Here is a 17188-nt window from a genome sequence, read left to right on the forward strand (position 1 = left end):
GTCCGCCTAGCGTCCGGAAGCGACAGCCGGTTCCGATTTAACTCGACTCCGGAACCCATCAAGCAACTACTTACGCTATCGCCGCACGGCCCTGTGGCATCTGTCGGTGACTGAGAGACCGATCGCGCTCCCGCCCCCTCAAATGTCAATCGGCCTGTAAATTTGACCCCTCATCGGCGTCCAATTTTGACCCCTTCGTGCGCCGCGGTTTGACGGTAGCGCTCGGCTCGTTGGAGCTGGCCGGGATAGCGGAGACGAGACGAGCGCGGGTGGCGTGATCGTCGTCGCGGCTTTTGAAGCGCCAGCTGTCATTGCCGGTCTCGACGATGTCACAGTGATGGGTCAACCGATCGAGCAGCGCGGTGGTCATTTTGGCGTCGCCGAACACGCTCGGCCATTCGCCGAAGGCGAGATTGGTGGTCACGATGACGGAGGCGCGCTCATAGAGCCGGCTGACGAGGTGGAAGAGAAGCTGGCCACCGGACTGGGCGAAGGGCAAATAGCCGAGTTCATCCAGCACAATGAAGTCCATCCGGGTCAGATGCTCGGCGAGCCGTCCTTGCCGTCCGTTGCGGGTCTCGGTCTCGAGGCGATTGACGAGGTCGACTACGTTGAAGAAGCGGCCGCGGGCACCGGATCGGATGCAGCTTCTGGCGATGGCAATGGCCAGGTGGGTTTTGCCTGTGCCGGTGCCGCCAACCAGCACGACGTTGCGTTGTTGGGCGATGAAGCCGCCGCCAGCAAGATCATTGACGAGTGTCTGATTGATCGGCGTGCCGTCGAACTGGAAGTCGGCGATGTCCTTGGCAAGCGGAAGCTTGGCAATGGTGAGCTGGTATTTGATCGACCTGGCTTGCTTCTCGTTGATCTCGGCGTTGAGCAGGTCGCCGACAATGCGCTGAGGTTCGTGCTGGCGCTTGACGGCAGTTGCCATGATCTCGTCGAAGGCAGCCTTCATGCCGTAGAGCTTGAGTTCGCCCATGAGGTCGAAGATTTGGGTTCGTTCCATCAGATGGTCCTCCGGAGGTTGTCGTAGCGGGCACAATCGGCGATCGGTGCATGACGGAGCGTCAGTGCGGCCGGCGTCATGATGTTGGCCGGTGGGGCGGGTTCACGTTGACGGGCCAGGATATTGAGAACGACATCGGCCGAATGGACGCTGTGACTGAGCGCTTCGGCACAGGCCGCTTCCACCGCGGGCAGACCGTCAGTCAGCACCGCGTTGAGGATGTCGACCATCTGTCGATTGCCGTCGTCGGTGCTGGCAAGCTTGCGCCGGATCCGCTCGATCGCGGCTGGCAGCACCCAGTCTTTGAAGGGAGCACCGTTGCGCAAGGCGCCGGGTTTGCGGGCGAGCACCGGCACATAATGCCAGGGGTCGTAGACGGTATCGCCGCGGCCAAAGGATCGCGGGTGCTCGGCAACGATGCGTCCATCCTGACGGATCACGATGCGATCGGCATAGGCTTGAACCTCGACCGGTCGCCCGACTGCGCTGGCTGCGACCGAGTACTTGTTGTTGTCGAAGCGCACCAGGCAGGTCTTCGAGACCGATGCCGTCACCGCATGGAAGCCGTCGAAGCGGCCGGCATAGGGAACGAGTTTGGGGCGTTCGGCTTCGAACACTTCCCAGATCGTCTGATCGACCAGCTCCGGATGGCGATGAACCTTGGCGTAGGCGATGCATTTGTCGAGCAGCCAGGCGTTTAACTCGTCGAGGTTTTTGAACCGCAGCCGCGGCGTGAAGAAGCGTTCCCTGACCAGCCCGACCTGGTTCTCGACCTGCCCCTTCTCCCAGCCCGACGCTGGCGTGCAGGCGACCGGATCGACCAGATAGTGGCTGCACATCTGCAGGAAGCGGCGATTGTAGAGACGCCCTTTACCGACGAAGATCGTCTCTACGGCGGTCTTCATGTTGTCGTAGATGCCGCGGGTGCAGGTGCCTTTGAACAGGGCGAACGCCCGGTCGTGGGCGTCGAACACCATCTCCTGCGTCTCCCGCGGATAGGCCCGCACGAACAGCATGCGGCTGTGACAGAGCCGGACATGGGCGGCCTTCACCATCACCGTGGTGCCGCTCAGCAAGACCACCTCGTGGCTCCAGTCGAACTGGTAGGCTTCGCCTGGGGCAAAGCTTAGCGGGACATAAGCAGCCGCGGTCGATTGCCCGCGTTCCTTGCTCCACCGCCTGGCGTAACGCCGCACCGCATCGTAGCCGCCGTCATAGCCACGGCTGCGCAGCTCTTCGAAGATCCGGATTAACGTCAGCTGTTCACGAGCCGGTTTGGCCGCGTTCGCCGCCAGCAGTCCGTCGAGCTCTACTGCCCATCGTCCCAGCTTTGGCCGCGGCTGCACTTGCCGCTCGTACTCGAAGGAGGTCTCTCCTGACCTCAGCACCTTCCGGACCGTGTTCCGCGACACCTTCAGGTCACGGGCAATCTCCTTGATCGTCTTGCCCTTGATGAAGTGCTCGCGCCGAATCCGCGCAATCGTCTCCACGATCAGCATCCTCGACCACCTGCTTCATTCCAAAGCAGGCAGCGCAACAGACCAACCTATAGGGGGTCAATTTTGGACGCCGATCCCCCGGCTTAGGGGGTCAATATTGCAGGCCGAATGACACCGTGGCCCTAGTGGTTCGACGCCTGGCAGGCGCGGCTCGCAAGCGTCGGCAGTTGCAGGAGCAGACCCACTGCCGCAAGAGCGGCCCCATAGGCACAGACGCCGAGCCAGGACAGGTGCGTGTACGCCCAGCTCGCCCCGAGGGAACCGAGCGAGCCGCCGATGAACATTGCCGTCATGAACACGGTATTCAACCTGCTCCGGGCCTCCGGACGAAGCGCGAAGATCAGATGTTGGTTCGATACAAGCGCAGCGTTCACGCCGATATCGAGGAGCACCACTCCTACGACCAATCCCGCGATCGCGTTCCAGCCCGCGAAAACAGCCCATGAGGAAAGCGAGATGGCGGCTGCGATCGCGACCACCACGTGTGGGCCACGTCTGTCGGCGACGCGTCCTGCGAGAGGAGCGGCGAAGATGCCGGACGCGCCGATGACGCCGAACAGACCTGCGATCTCGGGTCCAAGCCCGAAGGCGGGTTCCTGGAGATGAAGCGAAAGTATGGTCCAGAAGGCAATGAAGGAGGCGAACAGCATAGCTTGCGTCGCGGCGGCGAGACGAAGCTGTGGCTCCTCGACGAGCAAGTGGACGAGGGAGCGCAGCGCGGCGAGATATCCGATGTCTTGCGTCGCATGGTGCTGAGGCAGGATCGAACGGACCAACGCGGCAGCGCCAAGCGCCAAAGGAACGCCCAGCCAGAACATCTCGCGCCATCCGAAGTGCGATCCGACGAAGCCGGCGATCGTACGGCTGAGGAGAATGCCTCCCAGAATTCCGCTGACCACGGTGCCTACGGCGCTGCCCCTAGTCCGGTCGTCGGCGAGCGTCGCGGCGAAGGGGACGATCTGTTGGGCCACGGTCGCTGCCACGCCCAGTGTTAGCGACGCCGAGATCAGAGCAAGCGTAGACGGAGCGATTGCGGCAAACGCGAGAGCAGCAGACAGAACGAGGAATTGCGCCGCGATTAGGCGCCTTCTCTCCACAATGTCGCCTAATGGCACCAGAAAGAGAAGGCCGACGGCGTAACCGAATTGCGTGGCGGTGGGAATGAGGCCGATTGCGGTCGAGTCCGGATAGCTCGCTTCGATCAGGCCGAGGAGGGGCTGGTTGTAGTAGATATTTGCGACTGCGATCCCGGCGCAAACCGCCATCGCGAAGATGCGAGCGCGGGTGAGGCTGGGTGCCTGGCGGTCCGTCGTGACCGTTGAAGTCGACATGGCGGCAAAATCCTCTTTGCGCCGGCAACTTCTTTTTTCCGCGCCGGCTCATGACCTCGAACAGGATTGACAGTTAATTATCAATTGATAAATAACAAGGCGTGGCGGCGACTCCAATCTGCATATGGTTTTGGGCACGTGAGCACTAAGATCCTACGGAGCGATGTCATCCGCAGCCTCGCATTCGTCCTGAAGCGAGGCCCTTACCCACGCCTCTTACTCCGTGAACGAGCGGTCGTATTGGATTCCGTGAGCGTGGTTTGGACTGGCTCGTCGAGCAGCGATCTGGAAATCGTGCAAGCCGCGCATGAAACTCAAAAGAAGTCGCGCGGCGTCCCCTGATATGTCCTGGGTCTCGATGAAGGAACGGTGATGAAGTTCAGGTTTGTCTTCTTCGCGCTACTTGCGATCAGTGCGTTGGGCGGAACGGCGGCGCTTCTATATGCGTGGGAATCGCCTATTGCTCCGATCGATCCTCGATCGCATGTAACGCCAGATCGCGCATTGGCTCGTCGTGGCGCAAGTCTCGCTCTTCTCGGAGACTGCGCCACATGCCATACCGCGGCGGGCGGACTCCCATACGCCGGAGGGCTCGCGATGCCGACGCCCTTTGGAACGATCTACTCCACGAACATCACGCCGGATCCGGAGACGGGCATAGGTAGCTGGTCGGAGCAGGCTTTCATTCGCGCTCTACGGTCTGGCGTTGATCGCGAAGGGCGCCATCTCTATCCGGCGTTTCCCTACGAGCACTTCGCGCGCGTGACCGACGATGATGCCAAGGCGTTGTACGCCTTCTTCATGTCGATCGATCCGGTTAAGTCGCCGGCGCCGTCCAACGAACTTCCATTTCCTCTCAACGTCCGTCTCACTCTGGCCGGCTGGAAGCTTCTCTTTCTGCATCCAGCGCGTCTCGTCGCCGACCCGTCGAAGGACGAGAAATGGAATAGGGGAAAATATCTGGTTGACGGACTGGGCCATTGCGGAGCCTGCCATTCCCCTCGAAATCTCCTCGGAGCCGAGATGACATCCTCCGGCTTTTCCGGAGGCGAGGCCGAAGGCTGGCGCGCCTATGCGCTTGGCGGAACTTCGCCGGCACCGGCCGCGTGGGATGAAGCCGCCCTTGTGGATTATCTCGCGCATGGTTTCCATCCGCAACATGGCACCGCCCAGGGCCCCATGGCGAACGTGGTCGACAATCTGTCCCAGGTAGATCCGTCGGACGTGGGAGCGATGGCCTATTATCTCGCCTCTCTCGGAAAGGGGAAGGGGCGGGACGACGTCAAGAAGGTTGCTTCCGGGCCGGGCCGCCTGCCGCAGGCGGCCGGCATGCAGGCGGCTACACCTGCCATCCCGCCCGAGGCTGGCGGCGCGATCTACATCACCGTCTGCGCTTCGTGTCACGAAGGCGACAGACCAGTGCCGTTGGGGGGCTTGAGACTCGATCTCTCCACCGCGCTCGCCGATGCGACGCCAGCCAACCTGGTTAACCTCGTGATACGGGGAATCCCGGCGGCCGCCGGCGCTTCCGCGCGCCCAATCATGCCCGGTTTCGGTGAAGTTCTCGACGACCGACAGATCTCGGATCTTGCGAATTATCTGCGCACCCGACTTGCGGGAAGGCAGCGGTGGGACGGGCTGGAAAAAGCGGTCGCGGAAGCAAGAGGCGGACAATGAGGGCTATCGGTCAAGGATTAAGGAGGCTCGGCGCAACATTATGACAACTCTGATAGTCAACGGTGAGAGCAGAACGATCAAAGCAAGCGCCGATACGCCGCTGCTCTACGTCCTCAGGGACGAACTCGGTCTTAACGCCGCAAAGTTCGGTTGCGGATTAGGCCAGTGCGGTGCCTGCACCGTCATCGTCGACGGCAAGGCGATATTCTCTTGCGTGACGCCGGTGATGGTTCTGGAGGGACGTAAGGTGACAACGCTTGAGGGGATCGGGAGCCAGGACGCACCTGGTCCGATGCAACGCGTTTTCATCGAGGAACAGGCCGCACAATGCGGCTACTGCATCCCGGGCATGATGATGCGAGCCCAAGCGCTACTCGATCGCGATCCGCATGCCTCCGACGAGTCGATCAAGGCGGAACTGCAGCCCCATCTCTGCCGATGCGGGACGCACATGCGCATTCTGCGAGCGGTGCGAAGAGCCGCGGATGAATTGCGATCGAAAACTACTGTCGAAGTAAGGACAAGGCGATGACGAGAACGGTTTCGCGTCGCAGTGTCCTGGCCGGCGCCCTCGTCGTCGCCTTCCAAATATCCCGGTCGCATGCACAGACCGAAACCGGTACGGGGGGAGGTCCCTCGAAGCTTGGTTTACCGGGAAGCCTGGACGATACTCCGAGAATCGACGCCTGGATCCGCATCGACGCTTCAGGCGCGGCCACGATTCTTACCGGAAAGGCCGAACTCGGCCAGGGTCTCAAGACGGCGCTCTTGCAGATCGCTGCCGAAGAACTCAAGCTCCCGTTGAGCAGGCTTTCTCTGATCACGGCCGACACGGGGCGAACGCCGAACGAAGGCTACACGGCCGCCAGCCACTCGATGCAGGATTCCGGCACCGCGATCCGGCATGCGGCAGCCCAGGCGCGCGAACTGCTCCGCGAAGAGGCGGCCCGAAGGCTCGATGTACCTGCCGCCTCGCTGCGGGTGCATGGCGGCGAGGTGTCGGGCGAGGACGGTAGGCGCCTCGGCTTCGGCGAATTGGTGCGCGATCAGCTGCTGGCTGTCGACGCCGGTCAGATATCGCATCTGACCCCTCCCTCAGACTTCACCGTCATGAACCGGCCGGTTCCGCGAATCGACCTTCCGGCCAAGGTGACGGGGGGAGCGGCCTACGTCCAGGATCTTCGCCCGGAGGGGATGCTGCACGGTCGCGTCGTTCGCCCGCCGAGCTATGGCGCAACGCTCCGGGACTGCGATGTGGCGCGTATCGAGCGGATGAGCGGGATCGTCAAGGTCGTGCGAGACGGAAACTTCCTTGGTGTCGTCGCGGAGAGCGAATGGACCGCGGTCCAGGCGATGCGAAACTTGGCGGCCTCCACGACGTGGATCGAGCAACAGGAACTGCCCGACGAGAAAGATCTGCCGACCGCGCTGATGAATCTCCCGTCGCGCGACACGACGATTCGTGACAGCGGAAATCCAGGTAAGCCGGGCATCACGGTCGATGGCACCTTCAGCAGGCCCTATCTCACCCACGGATCGATCGGACCTGCGTGCGCTCTTGCGACGTTCGAGGAGGGAAAGCTCACGGTTTGGACCCATACCCAAGGCGTGTTCTTCCTCCGCGATGCGATCGCCGGCATGTTGAAAATGCGGACCGAAGATGTGCGCTGCGTGCACGCCGAAGGCGCGGGGTGCTACGGCCAGAACGGCGCAGATGACGTCGCGGCCGACGCCGCTATGCTTGCTCTCACTGTCCCAGGCCGACCGGTCAGGATCCAACTGATGCGCGAGCAGGAGCACGCGTGGGATCCGTTCGGGCCCGGCATGGTGGTCAAGCTCAAGGCCACGGTCGGAGCCGACGGCGCGATCGCCGATTGGCACCACGAAGTTTGGAGCCAGTCGCACATGATGCGGCCAGGTCCGCCCGGGACATTGATCGCTGCGCGTCTGAAGGCAAACGCCTTCCCGCCGGCGCCTCCTGTCGCCCTCGCGCAGCCCGAGGGAGGCGGCGACCGGAACGCGATTCCGCTCTACGCGATCGAGAACTGCAAGGTGATCAGCCACTTTCTTCCCGACATGCCCTTGCGCGGCTCGTCGATGCGTTCATTGGGCGGCTATCTGAATGTGTTCTCGATCGAGAGCGTGCTCGACGAATTGGCAGTCCGTTCGGGGCAGGATCCCGTTGCGTTTCGACTCCGGCACATGGAAGATCCGCGCGCACGGTCCGTCATCGAAACGGCAGCTTCGCGCTTCGGGTGGAGCGGACGGAAAAAACTTTCCGGAAGCACCGGATTCGGGTTCGGCTTCGCCAGGTACAAGAATCTCGAAGCCTGGTGCGCGGTGGCGGTCGAGGTCGAACTCATCCGCTCGAGCGGCGCGGTTCGCGTTCGTCGGGTCGTGGCAGCCGTGGACACCGGGCAGATCGTGAATCCGGACGGCGTCCGCAATCAGATCGAAGGCGGCATCCTGCAGGCGACAAGCTGGACGCTCTTCGAGCAGGTCAGATTCGATCGCACCCGTATCACATCCGTGGATTGGTCGTCCTATCCGATCATGCGATTCGACAGCGTCCCAGAGAGCGTCGAAGTCCATCTGGTGGATCGCCCGGGCGACGGCTTCTACGGCGTCGCCGAGGCCGCGCAAGGTCCGACGGGGGCTGCGCTGACGAATGCCATCAGGGATGCTTCGGGCGTCAGGTTCTCTCAACTTCCGATCACGTCGGCGCGGATAAGAAAAGCGATTGGTGCGTGATTGGAACGCGAGGCCAGCTCGACACGACCGGAGGTGACCCGCTTGGCACCAGCCGCGCGGGCCGAATTAAGCGCGCCAGGTCGGGCCATGTCTAGGATCTATTCATCTTTCGCGTCGCGATCTCACGGCGGCGCTATGGAGATCTGGAACGCCCAGCGACTGCGAGTTTGCAGTGTCGAGTTCACAATTTCGCCGGCAGAACGGAGCGGATGCCGCCAAGGAACGTCGTCACCTTCGCGTCAATGATCGAATTGACGTCGGCTTCCAGCGGCATGGAATAGATGAACTGACGCACTCCAAGATAGAAGATCGCCGCATGAAGTCCCCATACCATCTCGATCTCGAGGACGGTGGTCGGCACCTCTCGGGTGGACGGACGTCCGTATTCGAACCGGATTTCCTCTATCACCCTTTCGAATGCGCGTTCGCGGAGCATCTTCAGGTAGCGGGCGTTCAATCCGAGATCCTTCAGTCCCGCGAACATGAACAGGCGGATCCATTCGTACGTGAGAATGACTTCGGCATACTCGCGGTAAAACCGGGTCAGCCTCATCTTGAGGGGAACGGAACGGTCGGCAATGACCTTTTCCCATGACGGCTTCCAGCGCCCGACAAAGACCTCCTGGTAGACTCGTTCGATGAGGGCTTCCTTGCTGGGGAAGTATCGGTAGAGCAGGGGCTGTGTGATCCGCAGTCGCTTGGCGAGCTCGCGGGTCTGCCCCTCGAACCCATGCTCGGCGAAGAAGGAGACCGCCTCGCGTGCGATGATCGCCTCGCGCTCGGACGGGTCTAGCCGCTGCTGCTCTCGGACGGGTGTTTTGGGACGAGCACCGATGGATTTCTTCACATTTGCTTCTTCGGCTGGAGTGCCATTTTCCATAGTCATACACCGTACTCCCAATTCGCCCGGGCCGCCAAAACCGATCACCTTATATTTATCAAACGATAAATAATCGTTGACTCCCGTCAATGCCGCCGCAATAATTGATCAAACGATAAATAACGATCTGACGACCGTCCGATTGCATTGAAGGGAGGCCGCCTATGACCAACGATCGCAGCACAAGCAAAGCGCAGCCGAGAGCGCTTGTGATCGGTGGCTCCATGGCTGGATTGTTCGCGGCGTTGCTCCTGCGACGGGAAGGCTGGAGTGTCGACATATACGAACGCATCGGTGCCGAACTCGCCGGCCGAGGCGCGGGGATCGTTACGCACCGCGAATTGTTCGACGTGTTGGGACGGACCGGCATAGACACCGAAGCGGCCGCCGTTGGAGTAGCCGTCCCGGGCCGGCGGGTGCTCGACCGCAGCGGACGCATCGAGGGCGAACTCGGGCTGCGTCAGGTACTTACGTCGTGGGGTCATCTCTACGGGCTTTTGAGGGCGGCCTTTCCGACTGAGAACTACCATCACGGCAGGAACCTAGTGGTTCATCACAGTGATTTTGACGTTTTGATACCGAGCCATTCGAGGATCGGCAAGCTTTCCGGTGGCACGAGGATTTCGATGCTTCTGGGGACGCCGGGTTGACGTCGGATGAAGCCGTTTCGTTCGAGGGTGACGATCATCTGATGGACCGAAGGCGGGCTGACGCGGAAGTGGCGCTGGATGTCGGCTTCGGCGGGGGGACGTCCGAACATATGGGCGTAGGTATGGATGAAGGCCAGGTAATAACCCTGCTTCTCGGTGAAGCGCGCGCCTGATTTTTGACTCATCGTTGGATTCGTCCCGGCCTCCGACAAGGAGGCAAAGCATGAATGTACGTTATCGGGTCGAATTGAGCCAAGCCGAGCGCGACGAACTGACGGCGATGCTCGGCGGCGGCAAGCACGCCGCCCGCAAGCTTAAGCGGGCGCAGATTTTGCTGGCGGCCGATGGAGGCTGCCGCGACGAGGAGATTGCCCGGACCGTGAGTGTCAGCCTCTCCACCGTCGGCCGGACCAGGCGCCGCTTCGTGGAAGGCAATATGGAGCGGGCCCTGAGCGAGGAGCCGCGTCCGGGCGCTGAGCGCAAGCTGACCGGCAAGGAGGAAGCCCTGCTGGTGGCGACCGCATGCGCCAAGCCGCCCGCTGGCTGCAAACGCTGGACGCTGACGCTGCTGGCCGACACGATGGTCAAGCTCACCGATCACAACAGCCTGTCGGGCGAGACCGTGCGTCGCCGGCTGGCCGAGAACGACCTCAAGCCGTGGCGCAGGGACATGTGGTGCATTCCCCATGTCGACGGCGAATACGTTGCCCGCATGGAGGACGTGCTCGACCTCTACGCCGAGACGCAGAATCCCGCCCGGCCGCTGGTCTGCTTCGACGAGACCCCCATCCAGCTGATCGGCGAGGTGCGCCAGCCGGTCCCGGCCCAACCGGGACAGCGCGAGCGCTACGATTACGAGTATCGCCGCAACGGCACCGCCAATCTCTTCGTCACCTTCGATCCACATCGGGGCTGGCGCAACGTCAAGGTCACCGACCGCCGCGCCGCCGTGGACTACGCCCACTGCATGCGTGATCTCGTCGACGTCCATTATCCCGACGCCGCCTGCATCCGTGTCGTGCAGGACAATTTGTCGATCCACAAGCCTGGGGCGCTGTATGAGGCCTTCGCGCCCGCCGAGGCCCGGCGCATCCTGCGCCGCCTCGAATTCCACTTCACCCCGAAGCACGCCAGTTGGCTCAATATGGTCGAGTGCGAGATCAGCGTGCTACAGCGTCAGTGTCTCGGCCGCCGCATCGACGATCCCAAAAGGCTCCGAAACGAGATCGCAGCATGGCAAAAGAGGCGGAATAAAACCCGAGCCCGCATCAAATGGATGTTCACAACAGAAAAAGCCCGCACCAAACTCGGCCGCGCCTATCCAGCCACCGCCAAAGAGTCATAATCACTGTGATGAACCACTAGTGGCAGTGACCGAAGTGGGGGATCGGGTAACGGCGCGCTTCTCCGACGGCTCCGAGGCTTCCGGGGATCTGTTGATCGGCGCCGACGGCATTTTTTCGTCCGTCAGGTCCCAGCTCGCTGCGGAAGTCCGCCCCGGATACGCAGGCTACATCGCCTGGCGAGGCCTGGTCGATGAACGGGAATTGTCCCCGAGGACCCGCGCGGAATTGTGCGACTGGTTCGGTTTCAGCCTCCCGCCGGGGGAGCAGATGCTCGGCTATCCCGTAGCCGGGGTGAACGAAGAGATGGGCGTCGGCGAGCGGCGCTACAACTTCGTTTGGTACCGCCCGGCCGATGCTGATCTCGGACTGGCCGATCTCCTGACAGACATCGACGGCGTTCGCCACGAACTATCCATTCCGCCGACCCGGATTCGTCCGGAGGTGATCGCCTCGATGCGGCGAGACGCCGAGCGATTGCTGGCGCCGCAATTCGCCGAGGTCGTTCGCCTCACGCGTCAGCCGTTCATACAGGCGATCCTGGACCTCGAGACGCCGCGAATGGCGCTCGGACCCCGAACGGTGATCCTGGGCGATGCCGCCTTCGTGGCCCGACCGCACGTCGGAATGGGGGTGACGAAAGCTGCGGGAGACGCAGCCGCCCTCGTCGACGCGCTGCGGGACCATCCAGGAAATCTCTCAGCCGCGCTGGCGAAATTCGAATCGGTGCGGCTCCCGTTCGGCTCGGCGGTCGTTCGTCGGGCGCGCGATCTCGGCGCCTACATGCAGGCCCAGATCGCGACCGCAGAAGAGCGGAGGATGGCGGAACGTCATCGCAGTCCCGAGGCGGTGATGGCTGAGACCGCCGTCACCACAGGAATCGCCGCGTGACAAAGTTCAAGAATTCAGAAAGGGAGGACGACCAACCAATGGATCTGCAAGCCATCCAGAACAATCCGGCGTTCCGACAGCTCGCCAGCGAGCGGGCACGCCTCGGCGTCGGTATGTCGGTCGTCATGGCGGCCACATACTTCGCCTACATCCTGACCATAGCGTTCCGGCCGGGCCTGTTAGGCCATCCGCTCTGGAACGGCACTGTCATCACCTGGGGGGTGCTGATCGGAGTCGGTCTGATCGCCTTGGGCTTCTTGCTCACGGCCCTCTACGTCCGACGGGCCAATTCCCGCTTTGATCGCCTCAATCAACTTCTGCGGGAGAATATCCGATGATTGTACGCCCTGTTTACGCGGCTTTCGTCGCTGTCGCATCCGTGGTCATTTCAAGTCCCGCCGCGGCCGATGCGCTGGCATCCACGACGGGCGCGCGTCAATCGCTGAATGCGACCGCGATCGCCATGTTTCTCGGCTTCGTCGCCGTCAGTCTAGGCATCACGTGGTGGGCCGCCAGACGAGGTACGAACACCGCAAGGGACTTCTACGCCGCCGGTGCCGGCCTGAAGGGGGTCCATAACGGACTCGCGATCGCAGGCGACTACACGTCTGCGGCGACCTTCCTGGGTGTTACGGCGCTCGTTTATACGTCGGGCTATGACGGCATGATCTACGCCATAGGCTTTCTCGTCGGCTTTCCCATGATCTTGTTCCTGATCGCGGAGCCGCTGCGTAACCTCGGCCGCTATACGTTCGCCGACGTCGCGGCGTATCGCCTTTCCGAGGTGCCGGTGAGGGCGGTCGCCGGCGTCAACACCCTTGTCATCGTGGTCTTCTACCTGATCGCTCAGTTGGTCGGAGCCGGGAAGCTCATCCAGCTACTGTTCGGGCTCCCTTACATCTACGCAGTCGGCATCGTGGGCGTACTGATGATGGTCTACGTGACCTTCGGAGGAATGCTCGCGACGACCTGGGTGCAGATCATCAAAGCTGTCCTGTTGATGTCGGGATCGGTATTGATGTCAATTCTGATTCTCAGTCACTTTGGTTTCAGCCTAGAGGCGCTCTTCCGGGAGGCCGTAGCACTGCACCCGAAGGCCAGCGGGATCATGGCTCCTGGCGGTCTCGTCAAGGATCCGGTGTCTGCAATTTCCCTCGGATTGGCCCTGATCTTCGGCACGGCCGGTCTACCGCATATCCTTATGCGCTTCTTCACGGTGAGCGACGCCCGTCAAGCTCGAACTTCGGTTCTAGTTGCGACCGGATTTATCTCCGTCTTCTACAGTCTGCTTTTCGTGCTCGGCTTCGGCGCCATCGCGATCGTTTCGACGGATCCGCAGTTCCGTGATCCGTCGGGTGGCTTGTTGGGTGGCGTCAACATGGTGGCCCTCCATCTGGCGGACGCCGTCGGCGGGTCGCTGCTGCTCGGGTTCATCTCCGCAGTGGCATTCGCGACCATCCTAGCGGTCGTGTCGGGATTGACGCTCGCGGGCGCTTCAGCCGTCAGCCATGATCTCTATGCACGCGTCATCCGCAGAGGGCGCGCGAAGGAGCGCGAGGAAGTGCTCGTCTCAAAGGCCGCCGCGGTCGCTATCAGCGTTCTTTCGATGGCACTGGGCGTCCTGTTCGAGAACCAGAACATTGCGTTCATGGTGGGGCTGGTCTTCGCGATCGCCGCGAGCGCCAACTTCCCGGTTATCCTTCTTTCGATCGTCTGGCCAAACCTCACGACACGGGGAGCGGTGACCGGTTCGCTCGCCGGTCTGTTGGCATCGGTCGGGCTGGTCGCTCTCAGCCCCGGCGTGTGGACCGCCACATTCAAGCTCGGTGCGGCACCGTTCCCCTATGACAACCCGGCGCTCGTTTCTGTTCCGCTGGCCTTCGTGGTGTCTTGGGTCGTGTCGATGCTGGACCGCAGCGCAGCTGCGGCATCGGTCCGCGCATCGTATGGAGCGCAGCACGTTCGGGCCCAGACGGGCCTGGCCGTCGAATGACGGTTCATCGCTAAACAACGGAGGTGCGATAATGGAAACCACTTTGGCCAAAACGGGCAGGGTCGCTTGGTCCGATGCGATTCAGAAGGAATTCGACACCAATCAGTTCAACGGGCGGGTAGGGACCCGCCTCCTATCGGAAACCGAGCGCGTGCGTGTCTGGGAAATACGACTTGCGCCGGGCGAACGCATCGGCTTTCACCGTCATGTGCTTGATTATTTCTGGACTGCAGTCACGCCGGGGCGGGCGCGGTCATATGCGGAGGACGGAACGATCGTCGAAGCAGTTTACTCGGCCGGTGAGACGCGTCACTTCGTCTACGGAAAGGGCGAGTACAAGATCCACGACCTCAAGAACGTCGGAGATGCGGACTTGTGGTTCACCACCGTCGAATTTCTTGACAGCGCGAACGTGCCGCTGGAAATCGGGACGAAGAATTCGTGAAATGACAGCGGACGGCAGCGAGAGGCGTTCGGTCCGTAAGCCCGCTACGGGTTGCCAAACTGTCGGCGCCGTTGGCCATGTGCGTCGACATAAACCGCGTCTAGAAAGACAGGCGAGCTTTAAGGTGTATCTTCTTCCCAGCCTTGGAGCCGTCCGGTGTCCGAGGCGTCGTTTCTGCCGACGACAGTGCGTACGGGCCTCACTAACGCGCCGAAAGCACATGCCCGCGGCGCATTCCGCTATGTGAGTACAGGAGTGGGTCCAGCACCAAGCCGTCGGTTTAGCATTGCGCGCTCAGTCGGCGGGGGATCGCTTTGGATCGACGGACACGTCCGCCAGTTCGGCCCGCGCAAGCCTAACGGCGCCAGGGAGCGAATCCGGAGACGCGTTACGGTGTTTATGTAGGTGCCAACAAGGCGACCGTCGTGATCGAGGTCGTCGACCACCTTGTTGCTGTCGGTCAACGACAGAGTGATGCTTCCATCCCTTGCCGCAAACGGTGCGAGCCCGTGCGAATAGCTCCTGAATCTCCTCATACCTGATCCGATGCCGCACGCCGGTGATACAGGTTGGATCTAGATGCCATGAAGCGCGCGTGGTCGACGGCCTCCAGACGGAGCTGGTCGCTCCCGGAGCAGGTCGACGGCAGGCGCTGGAGCGCTGGACGACGGTGTCGTTAGTCTAGCGACTGGTCGCCACGGAGCGTGGCCTGCAAGTTCCCGATCGGAATCATCGCGCATGGGTGGGCGGGCGAATTTGCCTCTGGGAAACTAACCGACCTAGACGCCAAGCTTATGGCCCAAGAACGCCCCAGATCAAGGACTCTACCATGAGCCGGATGGGTCAGTGCTGTATCAAGACAGGCGTCGCATCCGGCTCTCGATCTTAGCCAGCCATTTCTGTCTTTGCTCACGCGAGCGCGATTTGACACTTGTCAGATTGATCCACTTCCTGTTGCGCACGCCGATTTTCCAAAAAGTGCCGGTTAGCAATGCGTGCTTCACTGCGTTGCCGAACAATAGTCGGTAGATCAGCGATGGAGTGTTCATCGTCGTGACAACTGTCACACCACGGAGGGCCTCGAGCCGGCTGACCATCCCCCCGTTCTTTCCATCGGTTTGATTGTAAGCGATACCCGGGAAGATCACCTTGTCGAGAAACCCTTTCATCATGGCAGGCATAAGCTCCCACCAGATCGGAAAAATAAACACAATGTGCTCCGCCTGCTCGATGCGCTCTTTGTAGTCGCCGACCTGCGGATCAAGCAGCTTTGCAGCGTCGTCGGGTCTCGTCCGGGCCATTCCAAAGGCTTTGAGGTCCTTGGGCCGCATAACCGGATCAAATTTGTCCTGATCGAGGTTGATGACATCGCAGCCGTGACCGCCAGCGAGGAGGCCCCTCTGAACGGCGTCCAGGATAGCGACGCAGAAACTGCCCTCATAAGGATGATTGAATATTATGATTACTCTCACAGCTTTCTTTCGTATGCTCGGACGTTCTTCGACATCCGAGGCGACGGCAGTGCTAGAGCCGGCTTGCCCCCATTTTGGGAATACAGCTTCCCCGGATTTGTAGTGCTCGAGCCTGGGACAGACGAACCGCACGCACGTCATGCGCTAATGTTACCCCGATGATCGACGGCCGTAGCGGCCGGCTAGCGGTTCGCGGTAATGCCGATGTTTGTCAGATAAGTTTCCAGCGCCCCGGCATCGCGGGAGGCTACCACGGCGCCGATGTAGCCATCGGGACGCACCAGCAACCAATCACCTGCCGCCAGTGCGTAAGTCTCGCGGAAATGGCCACCCTGGTCGCGAAGATCTCCACGCGGGCCGATCGTGTGAATATGCAAGCCCTGCCGAGATGGTATGGCTGGATCATCGACTTCATAACCCAGCAACGTAAAATGCGTGCCCTTGAAAAGATCGAACAGACGTGTGGGCCGGCCGGCGGCACCGGTGATCGGCGCGTCCGGCGCGCGGTCACCAGCGATCACGATTGCATCTGTCCTAGCCGCATCCAGCGACATCGGCGAATCCCGATAGCTGAGCTCGAGTTGATGTACCTCGCGCCCGCGGCGCATGTCGCCCTGCTTGGCCCTTTCCAGCAGATTGGTGGCAAGACCCAGCATCCCAGCGGCGATCGGTCGGCGTTCTGCCTCGTAGCTTTCGAGCAGCGAGTCAGGTGCGCCGGACAAGACGCCATCCAGCTTCCATCCGAGATTATGGGCGTCCTGTACGCTGGTGTTCAGCCCCTGTCCGCCGGTCGGTGGATGAATGTGGGCAGCGTCGCCGACGAGGAGGACGCGGCCGACGCGGTAGCGGTCTGCGCCGGGCGTCCGCCCGATCGACGTCGTCATGCATGCTCGGGTATAGCGTCCACGCGGTATCGACTGCCCGCCTCTCCGACATCGACAAATCTCCAGCACGGCCGGATTCTCCGGAGGCAACTCTTCCTCGTCGCCGATGTCTCCATGTTTTCCTGGTGGCCGCCGCGTTGGGAACGTCCCGCCCTCGTACAGGATTGGCTTGCGCTGGAGCACGAACATGAACAGCCCCGATCATGATGCCCTGTTTCGCGCGATCGTCGACGCGCGACGAATTCGATGACCGGCCCGGCCCACCGGATCCCGGAGAGACCTTGCGCCGGCTCCGGGCTGTCCTTGACGGCGACGAATTAGTGCATGCGCTCGACCGCCTGAATCGTCAGCCGGTGTCGCGGC

At 61.8% G+C, this 17188-nt stretch carries 14 protein-coding genes and 2 pseudogenes; 9 read left to right on the top strand and 7 right to left on the bottom strand.

The genetic code is table 11. The features are described from left to right. Positions 1-145: 145 nt before the first annotated feature. The 3 genes and pseudogenes from istB to EI171_RS12170 all read right to left on the bottom strand — a co-directional run bounded on the left by istB (position 146) and on the right by EI171_RS12170 (position 3839). A complete protein-coding gene (gene istB / locus EI171_RS12160) occupies positions 146-1009 on the bottom strand; it encodes an IS21-like element helper ATPase IstB (protein WP_039183785.1) in 864 nt (287 codons plus the stop codon). An 8-nt stretch (positions 1010-1017) separates the two neighbouring features. Further along, positions 1018-2508 (bottom strand): annotated as a pseudogene (gene istA, locus EI171_RS12165) (IS21 family transposase); the annotation flags it as partial. 122 nt (positions 2509-2630) lie between these two features. Continuing rightward, positions 2631-3839, bottom strand: coding sequence for an MFS transporter (locus tag EI171_RS12170; protein ID WP_161533443.1), 1209 nt, complete (start codon positions 3837-3839; stop codon positions 2631-2633). A gap of 372 nt (positions 3840-4211) precedes the next feature. On the opposite strand from EI171_RS12170, the gene EI171_RS12175 reads away from it, so the two are divergent. The 3 genes from EI171_RS12175 to EI171_RS12185 are packed head-to-tail and all read left to right on the top strand — an operon-like array spanning position 4212 to position 8267. Then, positions 4212-5516, top strand: a complete 1305-nt coding sequence (locus tag EI171_RS12175; RefSeq protein ID WP_161533444.1) for a cytochrome c — start codon at positions 4212-4214, stop codon at positions 5514-5516. Between the two features lie 40 nt (positions 5517-5556). Continuing rightward, on the top strand, positions 5557-6048 hold the full coding sequence (locus EI171_RS12180) for a (2Fe-2S)-binding protein (RefSeq protein WP_202633138.1): 492 nt from the start codon (positions 5557-5559) through the stop codon (positions 6046-6048). Continuing rightward, positions 6045-8267, top strand: coding sequence for a molybdopterin cofactor-binding domain-containing protein (locus EI171_RS12185; RefSeq protein ID WP_161533446.1), 2223 nt, complete (start codon positions 6045-6047; stop codon positions 8265-8267). The genes EI171_RS12180 and EI171_RS12185 overlap by 4 nt, the downstream gene beginning before the upstream one ends. Before the next feature lie 181 nt (positions 8268-8448). Here EI171_RS12185 and EI171_RS12190 read toward each other — a convergent pair whose 3' ends face one another. Then, positions 8449-9153: a TetR/AcrR family transcriptional regulator gene (locus tag EI171_RS12190; RefSeq protein ID WP_249163486.1), complete on the bottom strand. Its 705-nt coding sequence runs from the start codon at positions 9151-9153 to the stop codon at positions 8449-8451. A 218-nt stretch (positions 9154-9371) separates the two neighbouring features. Here EI171_RS12190 and EI171_RS12195 point away from each other — a divergent pair, with 218 nt between their 5' ends. After that, entirely contained in the window at positions 9372-9797 is a 426-nt protein-coding gene (locus EI171_RS12195; protein WP_246740630.1) for a hypothetical protein, read from the top strand. Here the strand turns inward: EI171_RS12195 and EI171_RS12200 are convergent. After that, a complete protein-coding gene (locus EI171_RS12200) occupies positions 9701-9982 on the bottom strand; it encodes a LexA family transcriptional regulator (RefSeq protein WP_126262178.1) in 282 nt (93 codons plus the stop codon). The two genes, EI171_RS12195 and EI171_RS12200, sit on opposite strands and share 97 nt — an antisense overlap. Before the next feature lie 38 nt (positions 9983-10020). Between EI171_RS12200 and EI171_RS12205 the strand changes: the two genes are divergently transcribed. From EI171_RS12205 to EI171_RS12225, 5 genes are read left to right on the top strand one after another with little or no spacing between them, the layout of a single operon-like run. After that, entirely contained in the window at positions 10021-11142 is a 1122-nt protein-coding gene (locus tag EI171_RS12205; protein ID WP_161532241.1) for an IS630 family transposase, read from the top strand. 19 nt (positions 11143-11161) lie between these two features. After that, positions 11162-12031 carry an FAD-dependent oxidoreductase gene (locus EI171_RS12210; RefSeq protein WP_246740520.1) on the top strand — a complete coding sequence of 290 codons (870 nt, stop codon included), beginning with the start codon at positions 11162-11164 and terminating at the stop codon, positions 12029-12031. Next, positions 12028-12369 (top strand): DUF485 domain-containing protein, encoded by a 342-nt coding sequence (locus EI171_RS12215; protein WP_246740521.1) that lies wholly within the window; start codon positions 12028-12030, stop codon positions 12367-12369. The genes EI171_RS12210 and EI171_RS12215 overlap by 4 nt, the downstream gene beginning before the upstream one ends. Next, on the top strand, positions 12366-14024 hold the full coding sequence (actP, locus tag EI171_RS12220; RefSeq protein WP_161533447.1) for a cation/acetate symporter ActP: 1659 nt from the start codon (positions 12366-12368) through the stop codon (positions 14022-14024). Before EI171_RS12215 ends, actP begins: the two co-directional genes overlap by 4 nt. Positions 14025-14055: 31 nt before the next feature. Continuing rightward, on the top strand, positions 14056-14469 hold the full coding sequence (locus EI171_RS12225; protein WP_161533448.1) for a hypothetical protein: 414 nt from the start codon (positions 14056-14058) through the stop codon (positions 14467-14469). Positions 14470-15323: 854 nt separating this feature from the next. On the opposite strand, the gene EI171_RS12230 is transcribed toward EI171_RS12225, so the two are convergent. Further along, complete coding sequence (locus EI171_RS12230) at positions 15324-15941, bottom strand: NAD(P)H-dependent oxidoreductase (RefSeq protein ID WP_161533449.1); 618 nt, start codon at positions 15939-15941, stop codon at positions 15324-15326. Positions 15942-16123: 182 nt separating this feature from the next. Further along, a pseudogene (locus EI171_RS46525) lies at positions 16124-16795 on the bottom strand (FAD-dependent monooxygenase); the annotation flags it as partial. Between the last annotated feature and the right edge of the window lie 393 nt (positions 16796-17188).

The organism is Bradyrhizobium sp. LCT2 (genome assembly GCF_009931255.1).
In the GTDB taxonomy this organism is placed as follows: Bacteria; Pseudomonadota; Alphaproteobacteria; order Rhizobiales; family Xanthobacteraceae; genus Bradyrhizobium; species Bradyrhizobium diazoefficiens.